23 protein-coding genes are annotated in these 21,201 nt (G+C 63.8%); 14 read left to right on the top strand and 9 right to left on the bottom strand.

The genetic code is table 11. The annotated features are described in order from the left end of the window. The first annotated feature begins 26 nt into the window (after positions 1-26). A complete protein-coding gene (locus RX329_RS34145; protein ID WP_018454990.1) occupies positions 27-437 on the top strand; it encodes an acyl-CoA thioesterase in 411 nt (136 codons plus the stop codon). A gap of 222 nt (positions 438-659) precedes the next feature. Beyond that, positions 660-851, top strand: coding sequence for a hypothetical protein (locus RX329_RS34140; RefSeq protein ID WP_018454989.1), 192 nt, complete (start codon positions 660-662; stop codon positions 849-851). 230 nt (positions 852-1,081) lie between these two features. Here the strand turns inward: RX329_RS34140 and RX329_RS34135 are convergent, their stop codons facing one another. Next, entirely contained in the window at positions 1,082-1,558 is a 477-nt protein-coding gene (locus RX329_RS34135; RefSeq protein ID WP_026232853.1) for a nuclear transport factor 2 family protein, read from the bottom strand. A 154-nt stretch (positions 1,559-1,712) separates the two neighbouring features. Here RX329_RS34135 and RX329_RS34130 point away from each other — a divergent pair, with 154 nt between their 5' ends. Together RX329_RS34130 and RX329_RS34125 are read left to right on the top strand one after the other, a co-directional pair. Continuing rightward, entirely contained in the window at positions 1,713-2,387 is a 675-nt protein-coding gene (locus RX329_RS34130) for an HAD family hydrolase (protein WP_018454987.1), read from the top strand. A 91-nt stretch (positions 2,388-2,478) separates the two neighbouring features. After that, entirely contained in the window at positions 2,479-3,321 is an 843-nt protein-coding gene (locus RX329_RS34125) for a DeoR/GlpR family DNA-binding transcription regulator (protein WP_018454986.1), read from the top strand. Between the two features lie 2 nt (positions 3,322-3,323). Here the strand turns inward: RX329_RS34125 and RX329_RS34120 are convergent, their stop codons facing one another. Both RX329_RS34120 and RX329_RS34115 read right to left on the bottom strand, forming a co-directional pair. Next, entirely contained in the window at positions 3,324-3,749 is a 426-nt protein-coding gene (locus tag RX329_RS34120; RefSeq protein WP_018454985.1) for a type II toxin-antitoxin system VapC family toxin, read from the bottom strand. After that, the gene (locus RX329_RS34115) at positions 3,746-4,024 is read right to left on the bottom strand and encodes a type II toxin-antitoxin system Phd/YefM family antitoxin (protein ID WP_018454984.1); all 279 of its coding nucleotides are present in this window, start codon (positions 4,022-4,024) and stop codon (positions 3,746-3,748) included. The genes RX329_RS34120 and RX329_RS34115 overlap by 4 nt, the downstream gene beginning before the upstream one ends. A 231-nt stretch (positions 4,025-4,255) precedes the next feature. Between RX329_RS34115 and glpD the strand changes: the two genes are divergently transcribed. The 7 genes from glpD (at position 4,256) to RX329_RS34080 (ending at position 11,959) form a co-directional block, all read left to right on the top strand. Continuing rightward, the gene (gene glpD, locus RX329_RS34110) at positions 4,256-5,806 is read left to right on the top strand and encodes a glycerol-3-phosphate dehydrogenase (protein WP_085361305.1); all 1,551 of its coding nucleotides are present in this window, start codon (positions 4,256-4,258) and stop codon (positions 5,804-5,806) included. Further along, the gene (locus RX329_RS34105; protein WP_018454982.1) at positions 5,803-6,942 is read left to right on the top strand and encodes an ABC transporter ATP-binding protein; all 1,140 of its coding nucleotides are present in this window, start codon (positions 5,803-5,805) and stop codon (positions 6,940-6,942) included. Before glpD ends, RX329_RS34105 begins: the two co-directional genes overlap by 4 nt. 12 nt (positions 6,943-6,954) lie before the next feature. Beyond that, positions 6,955-8,040: an ABC transporter ATP-binding protein gene (locus tag RX329_RS34100; protein ID WP_018454981.1), complete on the top strand. Its 1,086-nt coding sequence runs from the start codon at positions 6,955-6,957 to the stop codon at positions 8,038-8,040. Further along, positions 8,040-8,942, top strand: coding sequence for a carbohydrate ABC transporter permease (locus tag RX329_RS34095; protein WP_018454980.1), 903 nt, complete (start codon positions 8,040-8,042; stop codon positions 8,940-8,942). Before RX329_RS34100 ends, RX329_RS34095 begins: the two co-directional genes overlap by 1 nt. Next, positions 8,942-9,748, top strand: a complete 807-nt coding sequence (locus tag RX329_RS34090; RefSeq protein WP_317244924.1) for a carbohydrate ABC transporter permease — start codon at positions 8,942-8,944, stop codon at positions 9,746-9,748. Before RX329_RS34095 ends, RX329_RS34090 begins: the two co-directional genes overlap by 1 nt. 11 nt (positions 9,749-9,759) lie before the next feature. Further along, positions 9,760-10,089, top strand: coding sequence for a DUF2160 domain-containing protein (locus RX329_RS34085; protein ID WP_018454978.1), 330 nt, complete (start codon positions 9,760-9,762; stop codon positions 10,087-10,089). A 127-nt stretch (positions 10,090-10,216) separates the two neighbouring features. Then, a complete protein-coding gene (locus tag RX329_RS34080; RefSeq protein WP_039799251.1) occupies positions 10,217-11,959 on the top strand; it encodes an ABC transporter substrate-binding protein in 1,743 nt (580 codons plus the stop codon). Positions 11,960-12,147: 188 nt separating this feature from the next. Here the strand turns inward: RX329_RS34080 and RX329_RS34075 are convergent, their stop codons facing one another. The 3 genes from RX329_RS34075 to RX329_RS34065 all read right to left on the bottom strand — a co-directional run bounded on the left by RX329_RS34075 (position 12,148) and on the right by RX329_RS34065 (position 15,497). Further along, the gene (locus RX329_RS34075) at positions 12,148-13,248 is read right to left on the bottom strand and encodes an alkene reductase (protein WP_018454976.1); all 1,101 of its coding nucleotides are present in this window, start codon (positions 13,246-13,248) and stop codon (positions 12,148-12,150) included. Positions 13,249-13,431: 183 nt separating this feature from the next. After that, entirely contained in the window at positions 13,432-13,935 is a 504-nt protein-coding gene (locus RX329_RS34070; protein ID WP_204513817.1) for a DUF1993 family protein, read from the bottom strand. A gap of 260 nt (positions 13,936-14,195) precedes the next feature. Continuing rightward, the gene (locus RX329_RS34065; protein ID WP_317244923.1) at positions 14,196-15,497 is read right to left on the bottom strand and encodes a lytic murein transglycosylase; all 1,302 of its coding nucleotides are present in this window, start codon (positions 15,495-15,497) and stop codon (positions 14,196-14,198) included. A 186-nt stretch (positions 15,498-15,683) separates the two neighbouring features. On the opposite strand from RX329_RS34065, the gene htpX reads away from it, so the two are divergent. Together htpX and RX329_RS34055 are read left to right on the top strand one after the other, a co-directional pair. Continuing rightward, complete coding sequence (gene htpX, locus RX329_RS34060) at positions 15,684-16,616, top strand: zinc metalloprotease HtpX (RefSeq protein ID WP_317244922.1); 933 nt, start codon at positions 15,684-15,686, stop codon at positions 16,614-16,616. Positions 16,617-16,750: 134 nt separating this feature from the next. Continuing rightward, positions 16,751-17,392: a tetratricopeptide repeat protein gene (locus tag RX329_RS34055; protein WP_026232851.1), complete on the top strand. Its 642-nt coding sequence runs from the start codon at positions 16,751-16,753 to the stop codon at positions 17,390-17,392. Between the two features lie 194 nt (positions 17,393-17,586). Here the strand turns inward: RX329_RS34055 and RX329_RS34050 are convergent, their stop codons facing one another. Then, positions 17,587-17,928, bottom strand: a complete 342-nt coding sequence (locus RX329_RS34050) for a hypothetical protein (RefSeq protein WP_018454971.1) — start codon at positions 17,926-17,928, stop codon at positions 17,587-17,589. Positions 17,929-18,092: 164 nt separating this feature from the next. After that, positions 18,093-18,899, bottom strand: coding sequence for a hypothetical protein (locus RX329_RS34045; protein ID WP_018454970.1), 807 nt, complete (start codon positions 18,897-18,899; stop codon positions 18,093-18,095). A gap of 229 nt (positions 18,900-19,128) precedes the next feature. On the opposite strand from RX329_RS34045, the gene RX329_RS34040 reads away from it, so the two are divergent. Beyond that, the gene (locus RX329_RS34040) at positions 19,129-19,422 is read left to right on the top strand and encodes an antibiotic biosynthesis monooxygenase (RefSeq protein ID WP_007607017.1); all 294 of its coding nucleotides are present in this window, start codon (positions 19,129-19,131) and stop codon (positions 19,420-19,422) included. A gap of 138 nt (positions 19,423-19,560) precedes the next feature. On the opposite strand, the gene RX329_RS34035 is transcribed toward RX329_RS34040, so the two are convergent. Further along, complete coding sequence (locus RX329_RS34035) at positions 19,561-21,006, bottom strand: short-chain fatty acyl-CoA regulator family protein (RefSeq protein WP_018454969.1); 1,446 nt, start codon at positions 21,004-21,006, stop codon at positions 19,561-19,563. Positions 21,007-21,201: the final 195 nt, after the last annotated feature.

Below are 21,201 nucleotides of genomic sequence, written 5' to 3'. Positions count from 1 at the left end.
GTGAGCAATCTTCAAGTGAGAGCGGCATGAACGAGCAAGCCGATGCCGGGCCGGGCGGCGATCTCTGCATTCGCACGCTGGCGATGCCTGCCGACACCAACGCCAACGGTGACATCTTCGGCGGCTGGCTGCTCAGCCAGATGGACGTCGGCGGCGGCGTGTTTGCGTCAAAGGTCGCGAAGTCGCGCACCGTGACCGTCGCCATCGAGGCGATGAATTTCCGCAAGGCCGTCTATGTCGGCGATCTCGTTTCGGTCCACGCCCACCTCGTTCGCGTCGGGCGCACCTCCATCACCGTGCATCTGGAAGCATGGGCGCTGCGCCGCGGCGAGCAGCAACCGTTCCTCGTCACCGACGGCAACTTCACCTACGTCTCGATCGACGAGCACGGCCGCCCGCAGCCGGTTCGCCCGACCGACACCGCGATCGCGACGTAATCGCACGCGGCGTTGCGCCTCATCTGTCTGATGCGTGCGGCAACACCAAACGCGGCGCGACTGAGTCCCGCCGCCGCGGCTTTGCCAAGAACCAGTCATAAAACGGATGAGGTCCCGGCGTACTCCGTCGCGTGTCGATCCGGGGTGGAAACGGCGTCAAAATGCCCAGGAACCTTTGGGCAGAACTGCCGTTGTTTGCCCGCACTGAGGAATCCACGGACCATGCCGGACAGCTACATCATCGAAGTCGATTCGCAGACCGCAGGTATCGTCGTTCGTTCCCAGGGAGGCTACTGCTTTTTCGCCTCGTCCAGCCGCTTCAACCGTCTCGAAGGCCAGCTCTTCCGCAACGCCCGCGAAGCCGAGCGCGCCGCGCGCAAGCTGGTTAACGGTGATGTGAAGGAAGCGGCTTAGTCCTCCCGCGGGTCATTCCGGGCCGCGTGTGGCCCGAGAGGTGGGAATCTTTTGCCGCGAACTCTGCCTTCCCTTCTCGCCTTGTTGGAGAAGGTGGCGCGTAGCGCCGGATGAGGGGTCGTCTCCGCGAATTCCAATGCGAGAGGATTCGTTGTCGGACAGAAACCCCTCACCCGACTTCGCTTCGCGAAGCCACCCTCTCCCGCAACGGAGAGGGGAAGAGCCGTTGTTCACAACTTCGTCGCCGCCCGTGAGAGCAGCTTCCAGTCGTCGCCCTGCTTCTGCCAGTTCATCAGGATGTGAAGGTTGGTCGGCACTTTTTTCCCATCAGCCGCCATCTCTTGTTCCGCCACCCAGTGGAAGCGCACGATCGCGGCGGGGCCGACGACCTTGATGGTCGGGTCCTTGTACTCGATCGACAGGAATTTGGATTTGCCGTCGGTGGCGTTGGCGATGAAGGTCGCCTTGTCCTCGACCTTGCCGCTAGAATGGCTGTAGCTCACCTCTTCGGCGCAGAGTGCGCCGAGCGCCTTGGGATCGGCCGCGATCTGGGCGAGACGGAACGCCTCGACCTTCTTCGCCACGGCTTCCTCGTCGGCCGAGGCCGCCAGCACCGGTGTCGTGAGCGCTGAAACTGCAAGAGTGGAGACGGCAAGAGCTGGGACGGCAAGAGTCGAGAGAGCGAGATCGCGTCGGTTGATCGTCATCGTTTCCTCCTTTTTGGTCTTGCATGGAGTGTTGCAGTCGCACGCGACTTTGTCGAGGGTCGCGTATTGGTCATGCACGTGCGTCATTGCGCGATTGACGCTGTATTGATACGGCTTTCGTATTGATGCGTCATATATTCGGGAAAGTACGGACATGATCGAGGCTATCGGCAGGGCGTTGCTGTTCGACATCGACGGTACGCTCGCCAACACCGATCCGCTGCACTTGAAGGCGTTCAATCTGGTGCTCGGCCCTCGCGGCCACGTCTTCGATCACGCGCGCTTCTCCAGAGAGCTGCAAGGCTTCGCGAATGTATCGATCGGCGAGCGTTTTCTGCCCGACGAGGCGCCCGAACGGCGTGCCTTGATCCTCGATGAGAAGGAGGAAGTCTTCCGCACGCTTGTTGCCGGGCAGATCGAGCCGCTGCCGGGCCTGATGGCGCTGCTCGACAGGGCGGATGCGGCCGGTATTCCCATGGTTGCCGTGACCAATGCCCCGCGGCTCAATGCGGAGCTGCTGCTGTCCGGCCTCGGCATCACGCACCGCTTCAAGGCGCTCGTGATCGGTGCCGAGCTGTTGCACGGCAAGCCGCATCCGCTGCCTTATCAGGAAGGGTTGCGCTTTGCCGGCGCCAGCGCCATGGCCTCGATCGCGTTCGAGGACTCCCGCACCGGCGTGCAATCGGCCGCAGCGGCCGGCATTCCGACCATCGGTATCCGGACCAGCCTCAGCCATGCTGATCTCGTCGCCGCCGGGGCCATCGCCTCCGCCAGCGCCTTCGACGATCCGGAGCTGCTGGCGCGTCTCGCCGCCGCAATGGCGTGGTGAGGACCTTGGTCCGTTAACCGTGATCGGCGCGCGCATTGACCGAGCGCGCGAACCGCCGCACCATGCAGCTTCCTGACTTGAGGCCATCGCCGTGACCGGACTGACCCATCGCCAAGCCGAAATCCTCAACATCGCGCGAGCCTCGGGCCGCGTCATGGTCGAGGAGCTGGCGCGCCGGTTCGAGGTCTCGGCGCAGACCATCCGCAAGGATCTCAACGACCTCTGTGAGCGGCGCTCGCTGACCCGCATTCATGGCGGCGCCATCATCGCATCCGGCGTCGAAAACCTCGCCTACGAGGCGCGGCGCTTCGTCGCCGCCGACGAGAAGAAGGCGATTGGAGCCGCGGCCGCCTCGCTGATCCCGAACGGCTGCTCGCTCTTCATCAACATCGGCACCACGACCGAGGAGGTCGCGAGCGCGCTGACCTCGCACGAGGACCTCCTCGTTATCACCAACAATCTGAACGTCGCCATGCTGCTCTATCGTCATCCCCGCATCGAGGTGGTGGTCGCCGGCGGCACGGTGCGGCGCGCCGACGGCGCGGTGGTCGGCTCGACCGCGACGCAGCTGATCGGCCAGTTCAAGGTCGACTATGCCATCATCGGAGCGTCCGCGATCGACGAGGAGGGCGCGCTGCTCGACTTCGACTATCGCGAGGTGCAGGTGGCGCAGGCCATCATCGCCAACGCCCGCAGCGTCATGCTGGTCGCTGATTCCACCAAGCTCCGGCGCAGCGCGCCGGTCCGCATCGCGCATATCAGCCAGATCCAGACCTTCGTCACCGACCAGGAATTGCCAGAGCGCCTCGCCACCATCTGCCACGGCAAGGGCATCGAGGTGATGGCCGCGATGCCGAAGGGGGCGGACGTCGATGAGGCTCAGGCCGAGGCACAAGAAGCGCCCGAGGCCGCGCCGGTGGTGCGGCTGAGGTAGGACTATGGGTTGTCCCACGGGTTCAGCAGCGGCACGCCGAATACCGCAAAATCCTTCACATTGCGCGTGACGAGCATGAGGTTGTTTGCCAGCGCGGTCGCGGCAAAGAAGCCGTCCATGACAGACAATGCGAGACCGCTTCTGCGACTCTGAGCCATCAGGTCACCCCAGCGTTCCGCGACCGCGTGGTCGATCGGCAGTGTGCGCCCGGCAAAACGCTCCGGCAGATCGCGGGCAAGCCAGGCGGCCAGTGCTGCACGGCGACGGCCGTCCTCCAGCAACGCGATGCCGCGACGAAGCTCGGCGATCGATGCCGCGCTGATGAACGCACGATCCTCGTCGATCGTATCAAGCCATGACAAGACTTTCGGCGAAGGGGCGGGCCTCTGGACCTCCGACAACACGTTGGTGTCGAGCAGTAGATTCACGGCAGCTCGTCGTGCGGCGCGTCGTGAACGCGTTCAAGCTCGAGGTCGCCGCTGCGCAGCGGCGAAGCCAGCAGGAATTCGGCCAAGGTACCTTTGCGCGCCGTCTTACGCGCCCATTCCTCGACGGAAACGATCACCGCGTTGGGCTTGCCGTGTCGGGTGATGATTTGCGGGCCGGCTTGGGCACGATCGATCACCTCGGAGAGCCGGGCCTTGGCGTTGGCAAGCGTCCACGAGTCCGTCGCTGGTGAATCTGGTGCAGTGTGTTCCGTCATGCAAACAACGACCAATATGACTATTCTAACTAATAAAGGTCATCGACGACTTTTCAAGAGCAATAATGCCGCTCAAATCCCTCCTGAACTGCCTATTTCGCCCCCCCGTGTGCCCGCTTAAAAGTTCCGCTTTCACTTCGTTTCTCTCCTCTTTCATCTTGCTTTCGTTTTCTGGTGTGATCTAATCAAAAGCGAAAGTAACCGCTCGATTGAACGGGCGGTCGCCGGGGGATGCGTCTGTTGGATCGTATTTTCGACCTCGCCATTATCGGAGGCGGTGTTAACGGCTGCGGCATCGCGCGCGACGCGGTGGGCCGCGGCAACACGGTTTTCCTGTGCGAAATGAACGATCTGGCGAGCGGGACGTCGTCCTGGTCGACCAAGCTGGTGCATGGCGGCCTGCGCTATCTCGAATATTACGAGTTCCGGCTGGTTCGCGAGGCGCTGATCGAGCGCGAGATTCTCTGGGGCATCGCGCCGCACATCATTCGCCCCCTGCGTTTCGTTTTGCCGCACCATGCGGGCCTGCGGCCAGCCTGGCTGCTGCGCCTCGGCCTCTTTCTCTATGACCACATCGGTGGCCGTCATCTGTTGCCGGCGACGCGCTCGGTTGACCTCCGACGCGACGAGGTCGGCCGCCCGCTGATCCCGAACCGCTACGGCCGCGCGTTCGAATATTCCGACTGCTTCGTCGACGACGCCCGTCTCGTCGTGCTCAACGCACGCGATGCCGCCGACAAGGGCGCCGAGATCCGCACCCGCACTCGCGCGACGGATATCAAACAGTCAGACGGCATCTGGACCGTCAGCATGATCGACACGCTGACAGGCGCGCGCTCGTCGATCCAGGCCCGTGCGGTTGTCAATGCCGGCGGGCCCTGGGTCGAAGATGTGCTCGGCCGCGGCGCCGGCGTCAACGCGAAAGCCAAGGTGCGCCTGGTGCAGGGCTCGCACATCGTCGTGAAAAAACTCTACGACCACGACCGCGCCTACATGTTCCAGAATGCAGATGGCCGCATCATCTTCGTCATTCCCTATCAGGACGATTTTACGCTGATCGGCACCACCGACCGCGACTATGACGGCGATCCCGCCAAGGTGAAGGCGACGGCCGAAGAGATCCAGTATCTCTGCACGGCGGCGAGCGAATATCTGGCCAAGCCTGTCACGCCCGATGACGTGGTTTGGACCTACTCCGGCGTACGTCCGCTCTATGACGACGGGGCCAGCGAAGCCAAGGCCGCGACGCGCGACTATGTGTTCGAACTCGACACGCCCGGCGGCGTGCCGCTGCTGTCGATCTATGGCGGCAAGATCACGACCTATCGCCGTCTCGCCGAGGAGGCGCTGGAGCGGCTCGCGCCCTATCTTCGCAGTGCGAAAGCACGCGAAGGCTGGACCGGCAAATGGCCGCTGCCCGGCGGCGACATGGGCGTGTCCGATGTCGACGGCCTGATCGCCGAGCTTCAGCGCGGCTATCCTTTCCTCAGCCACGAGCATGCGCGGCGCCTGGCGCGCGCCTATGGCACGAGGGCGATCAAGCTGCTTGGGGATGCGAAATCGGCGGTCGATCTCGGCCAGGCCTTCGGTGCGACGCTGACCGAGCGCGAAGTCCGCTATCTCATCGCCAACGAATGGGCCGTCACCGCCGAAGATATCGTCTGGCGCCGTTCCAAGCTCGGCCTGCGACTAAGTGCCGACGAGATCGCGGCGCTGGACGACTGGATCAGGACCCACGCCGTGCAGCAAAGTCCCCTGCTGGAAGCCGGAGGACGCTCATGACGGTGACACTCGATCACGTGACCCGGACTGTCGACGGGGTCCCACACATCCGCGACGTCTCGCTGACGCTCGAGAGCGGCACGCTCAACGTGCTGCTCGGGCCGACGCTGTCGGGCAAGACCTCGATCATGCGGCTGCTCGCTGGCCTGGACAAACCGACATCGGGCAAGCTGCTGGTCAACGGCAAGGACGTCACCGGGGTCGACGTGCGCCAGCGCTCGGTCGCCATGGTCTATCAGCAGTTCATCAACTACCCCTCGCTGTCGGTCTACGAGAACATCGCTTCGCCTTTGCGCGTGCAGGGCAAGCCGCGCGCCGAAATCGAGGCGCGCGTTGCGGAAGCCGCCCGGCTGCTCCGGCTCGAGCCGTTCCTGAAGCGCACGCCGCTCCAGCTTTCCGGCGGCCAGCAGCAGCGAACTGCGATGGCGCGCGCGCTGGTGAAGGGCGCCGACCTCGTGCTGCTCGACGAGCCGCTCGCCAATCTCGACTACAAGCTGCGCGAGGAACTGCGCACCGAGCTGCCGCGCATCTTCGAGGCCTCCGGCGCGATCTTCGTCTATGCCACCACCGAGCCGACCGAGGCGCTGCTGCTCGGCGGCAACACGGTGTGCATGTGGCAGGGAGAGGCGCTCCAGATCGGCGAGACTCCAAAGGTCTACCGTCATCCGCAGACCTTGCGGGTCGCGCAGGTGTTCTCCGATCCGCCGCTGAATCTCGTCGGCATCGAGAAGAAGAACGGTTCCGTGCAATATGCGGGCGGCATTGCCGCGCCGGCGTCCGGTCTCTATTCCTCGCTCGCGGACGGCGCCTATCGCGTCGGATTTCGCGCCCATCAGCTCGCACTTGCCAATGGCGAGACTGACCGCCACGCCTTCCATGCGACGGTAACGGTGACCGAGATCACCGGTTCGGAGAGTTTCGTGCATCTGACCCGCGACGGATCGAACTGGGTGGCGGTGCTGCACGGCGTGCACGAATTCGAGCCCGGCCAGACGCTCGATGCCGTGCTCGATCCCAACGACGTGTTCGTTTTCGATGCTGCCGACCGGCTGGTCGCGGCACCCGGTCCCATAGCGTTTTCAAGCGAAGTGCCGAGCGGTTCGCGTGAAGAAAACGCGTCAAAGAAAAAAGCCTGAGGGGGATGCGACATGGCCCGCATTGACCTCGTCGATCTCGCCCACTCCTACGGCGGCAATGATGCCCCGCAGGACAGCTTTGCTCTCAAGCCTGTCACCATGACCTGGCGGCAGGGCGGCGCCTATGCGCTGCTCGGGCCGTCCGGCTGCGGCAAGACCACGCTGCTCAACGTCATCTCCGGCATCATCACGCCGTCGCGGGGGAAAATCCTGTTCGACGGCGAGGACATCACACCGCTGTCAACCCAGAAGCGCAACATCGCCCAGGTGTTCCAGTTTCCGGTGATCTACGACACCATGACGGTGGGGCAAAATTTGGCGTTCCCTCTGAAGAACCGCGGCGTGCCGAAGGCTGAGATCGACAAGCGGGTCGCCGAGATCGGCCGCTTGCTCGACCTCGAGCCCTATCTGAACCGCAAGGCGACGCGGCTCACGGCCGATGCCAAGCAGAAGATCTCGCTCGGCCGCGGCCTGGTACGCTCCGACGTTGCCGCCGTGCTGTTCGACGAGCCGCTCACCGTGATCGACCCCGAGCTGAAATGGCAGCTCCGCTCCAAGTTGAAGGCGCTGCATCGCGAGCTCGACCTGACGATGATCTACGTCACCCACGACCAGACCGAGGCGCTGACCTTCGCCGACACCGTGGTGGTCATGCATGACGGCCGCGTGGTGCAGAGCGGCACGCCGGCCGAGTTGTTCGACAAGCCGGCGCACACGTTCGTCGGCTATTTCATCGGCTCGCCCGGCATGAACATCCTGCCGGCCGAGGTGAGGGGCCGTGAGGCCAAGATCGGCGGTCATGTGATCGCGCTCAACCGCAGCTACGACAAGCTGCCTGCTGGCGCGAAGATCGAGATCGGCGTCCGTCCGGAATTCGTTGAGGCCGTCGCGCCGGCGCCCGGCCTGCTCAGTGCGAAGATCGAACGCGTCGACGACCTCGGCCGCATCCGCTTCGCGCGCGCGCGGCTCGGTGACGCCAAGCTCGCGGCGCGCGCGCCGGCCGGCTTCACCAGCCCGGACGGCACGGCCGGCCTGAAATTCGATCCGTCGCACGTCCACGTCTATGCCGACAGCCTTCTGGTGGAGGGAGCCGCCTGATGGACAAGACTATCAACCAAAAAGCCTGGTTCCTGGTGCTGCCGGTGTTCCTGGTCGTCGCCTTCTCGGCAGTGCTGCCGTTGATGACGGTGGTGAACTATTCGATGCAGGACACCTTCGGCAACAACCAGTTCTTCTGGAACGGTGTCGGCTGGTTCAAGGAATTGCTCGATCCTTCGACCGACCTCGGCGGCCGCTTCCTGGCTTCGCTCGGCCGCAATCTGTTCTTCTCGCTGGTGATCCTCGCGATCGAGGTGCCGCTCGGCATCGTCGTCGCGCTCTCGATGCCGCGCCAGGGCTGGACGGTTGCGGCCTGCCTCGTCATCCTCGCGTTGCCGCTGCTGATCCCGTGGAACGTGGTCGGCACGATCTGGCAGATCTTTGGCCGTCCCGACATCGGCCTGCTCGGCTATGTCCTCAATGCGACCGGCATCGATTATAATTACGTCTCCAACGACATCGACGCCTGGGTCACGGTCATCGTGATGGACGTCTGGCACTGGACCAGCCTGGTCGCGCTGCTGTGCTATGCCGGACTTAAGTCGATCCCGGAGGCTTATTACCAGGCGGCGCAGATCGATGGCGCCTCGCGTTGGGCCGTGTTCAAGGCGATCCAGCTGCCGAAGATGAACCGCGTGCTGCTGATCGCGGTGCTGCTGCGCTTCATGGACAGTTTCATGATCTACACCGAACCGTTCGTGGTGACTGGTGGGGGGCCCGGCAATTCGACGACTTTCGTGTCGATCGAGCTGGTCAAGATCGCGCTCGGCCAGTTCGACCTCGGCAAGGCCGCCGCGCTGTCGCTGGTCTACAACCTCATCATCCTGATCGTCTGCTGGATCTTCTACACCGTCATGACCAACGCCGGCAGCGATCGGAAGCCGCAGGAAGGAGCCGTGTGATGCACTCGATCCCCGGCCGTCGCCTCATCATGGCGCTGTTTTTGATCTTCCTGCTGTTGCCGATCTACTGGCTCGTCAACATGAGCTTCAAGACCAACGCCGAGATCGTCTCGACGATGACGCTGTGGCCGCACGCGCCGACGCTCCAGCACTACAAGCGCATCTTCACCGATGAGAGCTGGTATTCCGGCTATATCAACTCGTTGGAATATGTCGTCCTCAACACCATCATCTCGATCTCGGTGGCGCTGCCGGCGGCCTACGCGTTCTCGCGCTACCGTTTCCTCGGCGACAAGCATCTGTTCTTCTGGCTGCTCTCGAACCGCATGGCGCCGGCCGCGGTCTATGCCCTGCCGTTCTTCAATCTCTATTCGGCGATCGGGCTGTTCGATACGCCCTTGGCGGTCGCGCTCGCGCACTGCATCTTCAACGTCCCGCTGGCGGTGTGGATCCTGGAAGGCTTCGTCTCCGGCGTGCCGCGCGAGATCGACGAGACCGCCTTCCTCGACGGCTATTCCTTCCCGCGCTTCTTCATCAAGATCCTGGTGCCGCTGATTGCGAGCGGCATCGGCGTCGCCGCCTTCTTCTGCTTCATGTTCTCCTGGGTCGAGCTGCTGCTCGCGCGCACGCTGACCTCGGTCTCGGCCAAGCCGATCGCGGCGATCATGACGCGCACGGTGTCGGCTGCGGGCATGGACTGGGGCCTGCTGGCGGCAGCCGGCGTGCTGACGATCATCCCGGGCGCACTCGTGATCTGGTTCGTCCGCAATTATATCGCGAGCGGTTTCGCGCTCGGTCGGGTCTAGGGAGGCATCAAATGGAATGGATTGCATGGATGGCCTGGACGCCGCCGACGGCGATCTTTTTTGTCGCGCTCGCCTGCACGCTGGCTGTGATGACCTGGCTCGGGGTGGCTTATCCCGAAGCCGAGCGCGTCGGCGTGCTGCGCATCCCGACCACGCGCGGCGACCGCCTGTTCATCTCCCTGATCACGGCGGCGGTCATCCACTTGCTGTGGATCGCCTTCGCCGGCACCGACCCCCTCGCCACGCTGCCGATCGGCGAGGACGGAGTTGAAATTTCGCGCCTTTGGATCGCATCAGGAATTTCGCTGGCCACGGCCGTACTCATTTTCCGCACGGTCTAGCCCGCGAAGGAACGGCCAGATCCGGGACCAACCCGGGCCTGTAAAAAGTTTGTCGCTGCAACGGAGGAATAACATGCGGCAGTTTAGGAGAAGGGAACGTCCATTGACCAAGAATAGCTTTCTGACGATGTCCAGCGTCGCCGCCATCGTCGCGGTGTCGCTGGCCGTCTCGGCGCCGGTGCGCGCCGCCGACGACGCCGCGATCCAGAAGTGGATCGCGGAATTCCAGCCCTCGACGCTGTCGAAGGAAGACCAGAAGAAGGAGCTGGAGTGGTTCGCCAAGGCCGCCGAGCCCTTCAAGGGAATGGAGATCAACGTGGTCTCCGAAACCATCACGACCCACGAATATGAGTCGCAGACGCTGGCCAAGGCGTTCTCCGAGCTCACCGGCATCAAGCTCAAGCACGACATCATCCAGGAAGGTGACGTCGTCGAGAAGCTGCAGACCCAGATGCAGTCCGGCAAGAACGTGTACGACGGCTGGATCAACGATTCCGATCTGATCGGCACCCACTTCCGCTACGGCCAGACCATCGCGCTGTCGGACTATATGACCGGCGAGGGCAAGGACGTCACCGACCCCATGCTCGACGTCAACGACTTCATCGGCAAGTCGTTCGGCACGGCGCCGGACGGCAAGCTCTATCAGCTGCCCGACCAGCAGTTCGCGAACCTTTACTGGTTCCGCTACGACTGGTTCACCAACGCCGACTACAAGGCCAAGTTCAAGGCCAAGTATGGCTACGAGCTCGGCGTGCCCGTGAACTGGTCAGCCTACGAAGACATCGCCGAGTTCTTCACCAACGACATCAAGGAGATCAACGGCGTCAAGGTCTATGGCCATATGGACTATGGCAAGAAGGACCCGTCGCTCGGCTGGCGTTTCACCGACGCCTGGCTGTCGATGGCCGGTAACGGCGACAAGGGCATCCCGAACGGTCTGCCGGTCGACGAATGGGGCATCCGCATGGAAGGCTGCCGTCCGGTCGGCTCCTCGGTCGAGCGTGGCGGCGACACCAACGGTCCGGCCGCGGTCTACTCGATCACCAAGTACCTCGAGTGGATGAAGAAGTATGCTCCGCCGCAGGCCCAGGGCATGACCTTCTCCGAGTCGGGTCCGGTGCCGGCGCAGGGCAACATCGCCCAGCAGATGTTCTGGTACACCGCCTTCACCGCCGACATGGTGAAGCCGGGCATCGCCGTGATGAACGCGGACGGTACGCCGAAGTGGCGTATGGCTCCGTCGCCGCACGGTTCGTACTGGAAGGAAGGCATGAAGCTCGGCTACCAGGATGCGGGTTCGGCGACGCTGCTCAAATCGACTCCCCCGGATCGCCGCAAGGCGGCCTGGCTCTATCTCCAGTTCATCGTCTCCAAGACGGTGTCGCTGAAGAAGAGCCATGTCGGTCTCACGTTCATCCGTGAATCCGACATCTGGGACAAGTCGTTCACCGAGCGTGCGCCGAAGCTCGGCGGCCTGATCGAGTTCTACCGCTCGCCCGCGCGCGTGCAGTGGACCCCGACCGGCAACAACGTGCCCGACTATCCGAAGCTGGCGCAGCTGTGGTGGCAGAACATCGGCGATGCGTCGTCCGGTGCCAAGACGCCGCAGGCCGCGATGGACTCGCTTGCCGCGGCCCAGGACTCCGTCATGGAGCGTCTGGAGAAGTCGGGCGTGCAGGGCGCCTGCGGTCCGAAGCTGCACAAGAAGGAGTCGGCCGAGTTCTGGTTCGCCAAGGCCCAGAAGGACGGCACGATTGCCCCGCAGCGCAAGCTCGCCAACGAGAAGCCGAAGGGTGAGACGGTCGACTACGACACTCTGATCAAGTCGTGGCCGGCACAGCCCCCGAAGCGCGCTTCGCTGCAGTAAGGCACATCAGCATAACGACGAAAGGCCGGGAGCAATCCCGGCCTTTTTTCTTTTTATTGTCGTGGATTTTGCTTCCACACGTCATTGCGAGCGAAGCGAAGCAATCCAGAGTCTTTCCACGGAGGTAGTCTGGATTGCTTCGTCGCTTCGCTCCTCGCAATGACGGAGGATGGAGCGACAACGACGCCTTATTCCGCCGGCTCAGCCGCCAGCGTCGGATAGTCCGTGTATCCCTTCGCGCCGCCGCCGTAGAACGTGTTCTTGTCCCAGTCGTTCAGCGCCGCGCCCTGCTTCAGCCGCTCGACCAGATCGGGATTGGAGATGAACGGCTTGCCGAAGGCGATGAGATCGGCCGCGTTCGCCTCGAGCACCTTGGCAGCGAGGTCGAAATCATAGCCGTTGTTGGCGATGTAGGCGCCGGGGAAGCGCTTGCGCAGGCCCGCATAGTCGAACGGCGCGATGTCGCGCGAACCGCCGGTGGCGCCTTCGACGACATGGAGATAGACGAGCTTGAGCGCGGCGAGGCCGTCGACGATATGGTCGTACAAGGCTTGCGGGTTCGAATCCGAGATGTCGTTGGCCGGCGTCACCGGCGAGATGCGGATGCCGGTGCGATCAGCGCCGGCCTCGGCGACGACGGCCCTGGAGACCTCGAGCATCAGCCGCGCGCGGTTCTCGATCGAGCCGCCATAGGCGTCGGTACGCTTGTTGGTGCCGTCCTTGGCGAATTGCTCGAGCAGATAGCCGTTGGCGCCGTGGATCTCGACGCCATCGAAGCCGGCTTCGAGCGCATTCTTCGTGGCGCGCCTGAAATCGTCGATGATGCCTGGAATTTCGGAGAGCTCGAGCGCACGGGGCTCGGAGACGTCGGCGAAAGTGCCGTTCACGAAAGTCTTGCCCTTGGCGCGGATCGCGCTCGGCGCCACCGGGGCTGCGCCATTGGCCTGAAGGTCGACATGCGAGATGCGGCCGACATGCCAGAGCTGGATGAAGACCTTGCCGCCGCGCTGATGCACCTGATCGGTGACCGTGCGCCAGCCGGCGACCTGGTCCTTTGAGTAGATGCCGGGGGTGTCCTGGTAGCCTTGGCCCTGCTGTGAGACCTGGCTCGCTTCGGTAATCAGAAGCCCCGCCGAGGCACGCTGGGCGTAATAGTCAGCGGCGAGCGCGCCCGGTACGAAGGTGCCGGGAACGGCGCGGTTGCGCGTCAGCGGCGCCATCACGAAACGGTTCGCCAGCGTGATCGGGCCGAGCTTGTAGGTCTCAAACAATTTGGTCGAACGGCTCATGAGAATGCTTCCAGGCGGTGAGAGATCCGGAACACTTGTGCATTGCGGCAATCAGCGCAAGGGAGGAGCCATACAGAAACTGCAGGCGAGATGCGCAGCCGAGCCGCGCAGCATAAAGCATGTGCAATTTCAGCCGCAGCAGCAGATTGGATCTCCCGCCGCGGCCGTCTGAATAATCGCCTTTCAGTTCGCGCCGAGGAAATCGCGCTTGCCGATCTCGACGCCGGCGTGGCGCAGAAGGCCGTGGGCGGTTGCGGCGTGGAAATAGAAGTTCGGCAGCGAGAACGCGCTCAGGAATTGCTGGCCCTTCATGGTGATGGACTTGTCGGGGCCGGCCGGGAAGGTGACGTCCTTGGTGTCGGCGCCCTCGAACTGCTCGGGCTTGAACGATTTCACGTAGTCGATGGTCTTCGCCAGGCGCTGCTTCAACTCCGCAAAGCTGGTCTCGGTGTCCGGTGTGGAGGGCACGTCGCTATGGGTCAGCCGGGCGCAACCTTTGGCTGCGAAATCGCTGACCAGCTGGATCTGCTTCGAGAGCGGCAGCATGTCCGGAAACAGGCGGGAGCCGAGCAGGACGGCGGGATCGACCTTCTTGGCCGCACAATGCGCCTCGGCTTTCGTGAGCAGGCCGGTCAGGCTGTTCAGCATTTGCAAATAGGCGGGAACGACGGCGTCGTGGAAGGACATGTGATGCTCGCTTCAAAAGTGGGAAATCTCAGGAGAAACCTGAGCTACTCACATGGGAACGTCATGGAAAAATACAATCGCCGGAGGGGCTTGTGCAGTGCGAATTCTACCGAGCGGGGTTGTGGTGCTATCGGCGTCATACCCTCGGTGTCATCGCCCGGCTTGACCGGGCGATCCAGTACTCCGAGGCAGCTGTGATTGAATCGATAGGCCGCAGCGTACTGGATGCCCTTCGCGGGGCATGACAGCGATCCTGGTGCTTACCGGATCGTCCCCACTGGCTGCGCCTGTGCCGTGCCCCCGCGCATGCGAGCGAGCAGTTCGGCCGTAGGCCAGGAATCTGCCGGCAGACCGTATTTGATCTGCATCGCCTTCACGGCGGCGCGGCTTTGCTGGCCCAGCACGCCGTCGACCTTGCCGACATTGAAGCCGGCCTGGACCAGAAGCTGCTGCAATTGCTTGAGCTCGTTGAACGGCAGCTGCGCGACCGGTGTGGACGGCTTTCGCATCGGAGCCGCGCCCGCGATGCGGGTGGCGAGATAGCCCGCGGTGGTCGAATAGATCAGCGAGTTATTCCACTCGGTGTAGGCCGCGAAATTCGGGTATGCCATGAAGGCCGGACCGAAGCGTCCCATCGGCAGCAGCACGGAGGCCGCGAGATTGTCGTTCGGCAGCGGCCGGCCGTCGGGATAGGTAACCCCGAGCTGCGCCCATTTTGAGCGCGGCAGCTGCACCGTGAGGTCGGTCTGATCCCACGGCAGGTTCTGCGGCACCTTGATCTCCTCCAGCCACGGCTCGCCGCGCCGCCACTTCAAGCCGTTGGCGATGTAGTTCGCGGTCGAGCCGATCACGTCGTCCTCGCTGCGGAGGAGATCGCGTCGGCCGTCGCCGTCATAGTCGACGGCATAGTTGACGTAATGCACGGGCAGGAACTGGGTCTGACCGAGCTCGCCGGCCCAGGAGCCGACCATCTCGTCCGGTTGCAGGTCGCCCCGGTCGATGATCTTCAGCGCGGCGATGGTCTCGTTCACGAACATCTCCGAGCGGCGGCAATCATAGGCCAGCGACACCAGCGATTTCAGTGTCGGCAGATTACCCATGTTGACGCCGAAATCGCTCTCCAGTCCCCAGAACGCGGCGATCACTGCCGGCGGCACACCGTATTCCTTTTCCGCGCGCGCGAACGCGGCCGCATGTTGCTTGATATGTTGCTGGCCGTTCTGCATGCGATAGGGCGCGGCCATGCGGCCGGCAAATTCGGTGAAGAGCTGGCCGAACACGCGCTGGCCGCGGTCGCGATTGACGATGCCCTGGTCGTAGACGAGGTAAGGCGAGGCCGCCGCGATCGTCCGCTGCGACACGCCGGCGGCAACGGCCTGCTGTTTCACGTCGACCAGGAAGCGATCGAAGTTCGCCCCGTTATGGCACGACGCCGCGCGCGGCGAGGGCCCAGTGGCCCTGGGAGCCGCGGGCTTTGCCGGCGGCGGCGCGAACTGGGCAGAGGCGGGAAGGGCGAGCGTGAGCAGGGCGGCGGCCGCGATCGCAAATCGGGTCTGGAGCATGAGGTTTCCGCAAGGGGAGGAGACGCTTGGATTCTCGGCCAAGCTTAATGGAACGATTGACCTCAAACCAGTGCCGCGGCTCCGCGACGCACCTTGAAACCTTGCGGGCGGGCCGGGGTCATCCCTACCTCATGCTCGCCGGCCCGCAACGCCTCCAGCGGCTACGGCCGGCCTCGGGAGACGGCCATGAATTATCTTCGTACCGCAATGATGCTCGCAGGCCTCACCGCCCTGTTCATGGGCGTCGGCTATCTGATCGGCGGTGCCGGCGGCGCCATGATTGCGCTCGTCATTGCCGCGGCGACCAATCTCTTCACCTACTGGAACTCCGACCGGATGGTGCTGTCCATGTATGGCGCCCATGAGGTCGACCGCAGCAGCGCACCGGAGCTGGTCGGGCTCGTGGCCGAGCTAGCGGCCCGCGCCGGCTTGCCGATGCCGCGCGTGTTCCTGATGGACGAGCCGCAGCCCAACGCGTTTGCCACCGGGCGCAATCCCGAGAATGCCGCGGTTGCGGTCACCACCGGGTTGATGCACCAGCTCAGCCGCGAGGAGCTTGCGGGCGTGATCGCGCACGAGCTCGCTCATATCAAGCACCACGACACGCTGCTGATGACTGTGACCGCGACCATTGCCGGTGCGATCTCGATGCTGGCGCAGTTCGGCATGTTCTTCGGCGGCAACCGCGACAACAACGGCCCGGGCATCGTCGGCTCGATCCTGATGATGATCCTCGCCCCGATCGGCGCCATGCTGGTGCAGATGGCGATCAGCCGCACCCGCGAATACGCCGCGGACAATCTCGGCGCACGCATCGCCGGTCAGCCGATGTGGCTGGCATCGGCGCTGGTGAAGATCGAAAGCGCGGCGCATCAGGTCCCGAATTTCGAGGCGGAACGAAATCCAGCCACCGCGCACATGTTCATCATCAATCCGCTGTCGGGCCACGGCGTGGACAATCTGTTTGCCACCCATCCCTCGACGCAAAATCGCATCGCGGCGCTTCAGCAGCTCGCAGCCGAGCTTGGTGCGCAGGCGTCGCCGTCGGTCGGCGCCAATGAGAACTATCCGCCGCGGAGCCCGTGGGGCCGCTCCTCCTCGCGCGGGCCTTGGGGCTGACGCAGCAGCGGCTCTAATTTGCACGCTTTGTGACCTGTCGCACACAGGACGGTCCCGGCCGGTGTTAACACCCTGCCGTGACAGTTCCTGCGAAAGGGGATGCGTGGCCGGCCCTCTGCCTGCCACCGTCGAAGATGACCAAAGCTGCAGTACCATTGTTGATCGTCGTGGGCGTGCTGATTGGCCTGTCCACGCACACCGTCGTCAATTGCGGAGACGAGGACGAGCCCGACATCTGTTCGGCGGTGATCGGCTTCTCGCCGCTGCGCGGCTCGCTGATCGCGTTCGCCTATGAGGGGCGCGGACGGATCGCGTTGCGCCACGGCGACTGGCGGCGGGCGATCGCGGATTTCGACGAGGCCATCCATCTCAATCCCAACCGTGCCTCGCTCTATCGCGATCGGGCGCTGGCGCGCCGGCAGAACGGCGACCTCGAACTTGCCATCGAGGATTACGACGAGGCGATCGCGCATGATCCCAGGCACGCCGCGCCCTATCACCAGCGCGGTCTCGCGCTCGCGGCCGCCGGCGATCTCGATCGCGCGATCCTGAGCTACAACACCGCGGTCCGCCTCGACCCCTCCGATGCGCAGCCTCGGCTCGATCGCGGCCTCGCCTTCCTGGCGCGTGGCCAGGCGAATGAAGCGCGCGCCGATTTCGAAGCCGCGCTGGCGCTGCCCGCCGGCAAGGATGCCCGCACCCGCGACGCGGCACGCGCAAAACTCGCTGAACTCGCGAGCGCCGAGCCGACCCGGCTCGCCGCGCCAGGGCGGTAGAGATATCTAGAGCTGCGTGCGCCGCTGCAACCCTCTCCCCTTGTGGGAGAGGGTGGCTCGCCGCGAAGCGGCGAGACGGGTGAGGGGTATCTCTCCGCGCGTGAGTCTGCTGCAGTTGAATTCGCGGAAACCACCCCTCGTCCGGCGCTTCACGCCACCTTCTCCCACAAGGGGAGAAGGAAGAAAGTGCGCTCCTACTTCTTGGTTTTGGCCTTCTTCGCCTTCTTCACCGGCTTTTCCTTGGGCGCCTTCTTCTCCACCTTCACCGCGACCGGTGTGCTGGCGGCGATCCGCATCGACCGCGCGTAGCTGTCGGCGACGTTGTCGGCGGACATCTGCAGGCGCTTGGCGGCGGCAACGGCCTGCTCCATGGTGGCCTTGGCCATCATCTTGAAGCGGTCGCCGGTCTCCTTGCCCTTGGCCTTGGCCGCAAGGCCGTTGAATCGATCCCGGCGCTCCTTGGCGCGGGTCATCAGGCCCGTATGCAGCTGTCTGGCCAGTTGCCGGATCACGACATCCAGGTCGGCGTCCGCCATGTTGTTCTATCCTCTTCGAAAACGGTATCGATGCGGGCGGGACTATGCAGATCGGGCCCCACCTTGGCAATTCCCGGCCGCGCGTCATCCGCAGCTTCCGGTGACCAAAACAAAAAAGCCGCGCTGTGCGCGCGGCTCTCTGCCTTGGTTTTGCGCTGTCTGTCTTACTTCAGCGAGGCGACCGGGCCGCTCGCAGCTGCCGGATCGGGGTCGAAGCCGAACACCCCCACCAGATACTTGTAATAGTCCGGCAACTTCTCCTTGAGCGCCTCGCGCGACTTCGGGTCGTGGAATTCGCTCTTCCCGGCCAGGAAGATGCTGGCGGTCACCGCAAAGAATTCCATGTGATTCTTCAGCGCATAGGATTCCTTGGGCAGGAGATCCTTGGACTTGGCGTAGGCGTAATAGCCGATCACGCCTTTGTTGGCGTAGCCGTCCGGCAACAGCCGCGCATGGTAGGCGTGCAGGAGCTCGTGCAGCAGCACCGCTTCCTTTTCGTAACGCATCATATCCGGCCGCAGCATGATCACGCCGAGGCCGGAATCGACCGCGAGGTCGACGGCGTTCGGATTGCTCCAGCGCTGCTTGTTGGGGTCCCAGACCGTCAGCGTGCGGGGAGCGGTGCGCTGGATGTCAGGCGTGACCCGGCCGTAGCACGCGGTCGCGGCGCCTTCGTCGAGGCAGGCCAGCTCGCTGGCGATGATCGGGACGGTGCGGAAGAAGCGCAGCACGCGCGGCGAGAGGCCGGCAGCCTCGACCACGTCGATCTGGCTCTTCACATTGTCGGTGAGCTTGTCGACATCCTTGCGGTCGGAATTCTCCGACAGGTCGAACATGTAGCCGCGGTAGCTCTGGAAGCCCGGCGGTAACGCCTGCGCTGCGCCGGAGGACGGATCCAGCGGTCCGGCATGGGATGGATTGGCAAAGAGCGCGCCGACAATGGTCGCGGTCAGCAGCAACGCAATGCGCATGATGAACCCCCTGATGTCACTTCACGCGGCAGAATAAGCCGCCGTTGTTTGCGAAAAGTGAGTGGGGCGAGACTAAGGCAGCGATGTTGAGGCGTGCTTAATCGATCGTTGCGGATCGCGGAACTGAATTAGCGCCGAGTTAACCAAGCGTGGATTGCCCGCGCGCTTCGGCGTAGCATGCGGTCCGGGCACCAAGCCCTCAAACCAGATAGCCGGAAGCGAGGATGCCATGTATGCCGCCATCCGTCAGGCCAAGGCAAAAAGCGGGAGCGCCGAAGAGCTGGCGCGCCGTATCAAGGAAGGCGCCGTTCCGATCATCAGCGACGTCGACGGCTTCCGCGCCTATTACGTCGTCTATGCCGGTGACGACACGGTCACGGCGATTTCGATCTTCGACAAATTCGAGCAGGCGGAGGAGGCGAACAGGCGTGCGATCGCCTGGATCGAGAAGGATCTGGGCGCGCTGCTTGCAGGCGACGCCCGCGCCGCCGCCGGGCCGGTGATCGTGCATACGCTGGCGTAGGGATTGGGTGCAGCCGCACATTCAACTGTCATCGCCCGGCTTGACCGGGCGTCCAGTACTCCGAGACGGCAGGGATTGAACCGATAGGCCGCGGCGTACTGGATGCCCCGCCTTCGCGGGGCATGACAGCGGTGTGCTTTACAGCTCCCTCGCATTCGAGAATGCAAAGCTCGACACCCGCCGCGTCGTCTCGTCCAGGATCAGGGTGCGCGTGATCGGCGGCTCGGCGCGCTGGGCGCAGTTTTCGCGCTCGCAGAGACGGCAGTTGACGCCGATCGGCGTGCCCTCCGTTTTCTCCAGATCGATGCCGGCAGCGTAGACGAGGCGCGCGGCGTGACGGATCTCGCAGCCGAGGCCAATGGCGAAGCGCGGCTGTGGCAGCGGGTGCGGCGCGACGGGGCGGCGCACCATCTGCGCGATCGAGAAATAGCGCGTGCCGTCCGGCAGCTCGATCACCTGCTTCAGCAGGCGGTCAGGCGTGTCGAAGGTCGAGTGCACGTTCCACAACGGACACGTGCCGCCGAATTTCGAGAACGGGAACGTGCCCGACGAAAATCGCTTCGAGACATTGCCTGCATTGTCGACGCGCAAGAGGAAGAACGGGATGCCGCGCGCGTTCGGCCGCTGCAGGGTGGTGAGCCGATGGCAGACCTGCTCGAAGCCGGAATTGAAGCGCTGCGCCAGCAGATGGATGTCGTAGTTCAACGCTTCTGCCGCGGCCAGGAAGGCCGGGTAGGGCATCATCACCGCGGCCGCAAAGTAGTTGCCGAGCGTGATCCGGAATAGGCGGCGCGGTGTGTCGTCGAGCGCGCCGGCGCGGCCGATGATGGTCTCCAGATGCTGCGCGCATTCAACGAGGCCGAGCTGAAAGGCGAGCTGGAACGCGCGGCCGGGCGGGTCGACCAGTTCGGAGATCAGGAGCTGGCGCCGATGGCGGTCGAAGCGCCTCAGCGTCTCGCGCATCACGTCCACCGGCATGATGCGGGTCTGGATCGAATGCTTTTCGCGCAGCCGTGCCGCCAGTGCCGCATAAAGCTCTTCGGCCGGCACGTTCAGTCCGTCGCGCAGAGTCTCCGCGGCCTGCTCGAGTTCCGGAAAGTAGTTGCGGTTGGCCTCGATCAGCTCGCGGACGCGCTCGACCGGATTGGCCTCATAGCGGGTGCCGACGTCGCGGTCGGCCATTTGCGCCGCGGCCAGCGTCTCGCCCTGGCGGGCCTCGGTATAGGCGGCATAGAGCCGTTGCAGCGCATGGGTGACGCCGGGGCAAAGCTCGGCCAGATCGCGCAGTTCCTGCTTGGGAACGTCGATCTGGCGGAACAGCGGGTCGGAGAAGATCTCGTTGAGTTCGGCGAAGAAGCGGTCCTCGTCGGCGGTCGCGAGGTCGCGCAGGTCGAGGTCGTAGGTTTCGGCCAGCCGTAGCAGGATCTGCGCAGTCACCGGACGCTGGTTGCGCTCGATCAAGTTGACATAGCTCGGCGAGATCCCGAGCCCCTCGGCGATCTGAGTCTGCGACAGCCCCAATTGCTGCCGGATCCGCCGGAAGCGCGGGCCGACGAAGAGCTTCTTACCGGATCCGGCGGGCATTCTAGGTCTCCAAAGTCGTAAGGCAGTCTTACTGACCTATATTCTTTACAAGTTTTACAAAGTGACATTTATTACAATCACCTATGTTACATGACATCACCATTCAAATACAAGACTACTATACGAGCTAGGCTTTCTCGCGTTTAGCTTCTGACACGCATCTCGCAATGCATTGTCAAGAATGTCGATGGCGGT

This window comes from Bradyrhizobium sp. BWC-3-1, assembly GCF_032917965.1.
Lineage (GTDB): Bacteria > Pseudomonadota > Alphaproteobacteria > Rhizobiales > Xanthobacteraceae > Bradyrhizobium > Bradyrhizobium canariense_D.
This window is presented reverse-complemented; position numbering and strand designations above follow the sequence as displayed.

What these genes read in the sequence shown, in the direction of transcription:
- RX329_RS34100 (WP_018454981.1), top strand. Translation starts at nt 6,955, where the DNA reads ATGGCCCGCATTGACCTCGTCGATCTCGCCCACTCCTACGGCGGCAAT.
- RX329_RS34105 (WP_018454982.1), top strand. Translation starts at nt 5,803, where the DNA reads ATGACGGTGACACTCGATCACGTGACCCGGACTGTCGACGGGGTCCCA.
- RX329_RS34115 (WP_018454984.1), bottom strand. Translation starts at nt 4,024, where the DNA reads ATGACGGAACACACTGCACCAGATTCACCAGCGACGGACTCGTGGACG.
- RX329_RS34145 (WP_018454990.1), top strand. Translation starts at nt 27, where the DNA reads ATGAACGAGCAAGCCGATGCCGGGCCGGGCGGCGATCTCTGCATTCGC.
- RX329_RS34140 (WP_018454989.1), top strand. Translation starts at nt 660, where the DNA reads ATGCCGGACAGCTACATCATCGAAGTCGATTCGCAGACCGCAGGTATC.
- RX329_RS34130 (WP_018454987.1), top strand. Translation starts at nt 1,713, where the DNA reads ATGATCGAGGCTATCGGCAGGGCGTTGCTGTTCGACATCGACGGTACG.
- RX329_RS34040 (WP_007607017.1), top strand. Translation starts at nt 19,129, where the DNA reads ATGTATGCCGCCATCCGTCAGGCCAAGGCAAAAAGCGGGAGCGCCGAA.
- RX329_RS34050 (WP_018454971.1), bottom strand. Translation starts at nt 17,928, where the DNA reads ATGGCGGACGCCGACCTGGATGTCGTGATCCGGCAACTGGCCAGACAG.
- RX329_RS34090 (WP_317244924.1), top strand. Translation starts at nt 8,942, where the DNA reads ATGCACTCGATCCCCGGCCGTCGCCTCATCATGGCGCTGTTTTTGATC.
- RX329_RS34035 (WP_018454969.1), bottom strand. Translation starts at nt 21,006, where the DNA reads ATGCCCGCCGGATCCGGTAAGAAGCTCTTCGTCGGCCCGCGCTTCCGG.
- RX329_RS34045 (WP_018454970.1), bottom strand. Translation starts at nt 18,899, where the DNA reads ATGCGCATTGCGTTGCTGCTGACCGCGACCATTGTCGGCGCGCTCTTT.
- RX329_RS34070 (WP_204513817.1), bottom strand. Translation starts at nt 13,935, where the DNA reads ATGTCCTTCCACGACGCCGTCGTTCCCGCCTATTTGCAAATGCTGAAC.
- glpD (WP_085361305.1), top strand. Translation starts at nt 4,256, where the DNA reads ATGCGTCTGTTGGATCGTATTTTCGACCTCGCCATTATCGGAGGCGGT.
- htpX (WP_317244922.1), top strand. Translation starts at nt 15,684, where the DNA reads ATGAATTATCTTCGTACCGCAATGATGCTCGCAGGCCTCACCGCCCTG.
- RX329_RS34065 (WP_317244923.1), bottom strand. Translation starts at nt 15,497, where the DNA reads ATGCTCCAGACCCGATTTGCGATCGCGGCCGCCGCCCTGCTCACGCTC.
- RX329_RS34075 (WP_018454976.1), bottom strand. Translation starts at nt 13,248, where the DNA reads ATGAGCCGTTCGACCAAATTGTTTGAGACCTACAAGCTCGGCCCGATC.
- RX329_RS34095 (WP_018454980.1), top strand. Translation starts at nt 8,040, where the DNA reads ATGGACAAGACTATCAACCAAAAAGCCTGGTTCCTGGTGCTGCCGGTG.
- RX329_RS34085 (WP_018454978.1), top strand. Translation starts at nt 9,760, where the DNA reads ATGGAATGGATTGCATGGATGGCCTGGACGCCGCCGACGGCGATCTTT.
- RX329_RS34080 (WP_039799251.1), top strand. Translation starts at nt 10,217, where the DNA reads ATGTCCAGCGTCGCCGCCATCGTCGCGGTGTCGCTGGCCGTCTCGGCG.
- RX329_RS34135 (WP_026232853.1), bottom strand. Translation starts at nt 1,558, where the DNA reads ATGACGATCAACCGACGCGATCTCGCTCTCTCGACTCTTGCCGTCCCA.
- RX329_RS34055 (WP_026232851.1), top strand. Translation starts at nt 16,751, where the DNA reads ATGACCAAAGCTGCAGTACCATTGTTGATCGTCGTGGGCGTGCTGATT.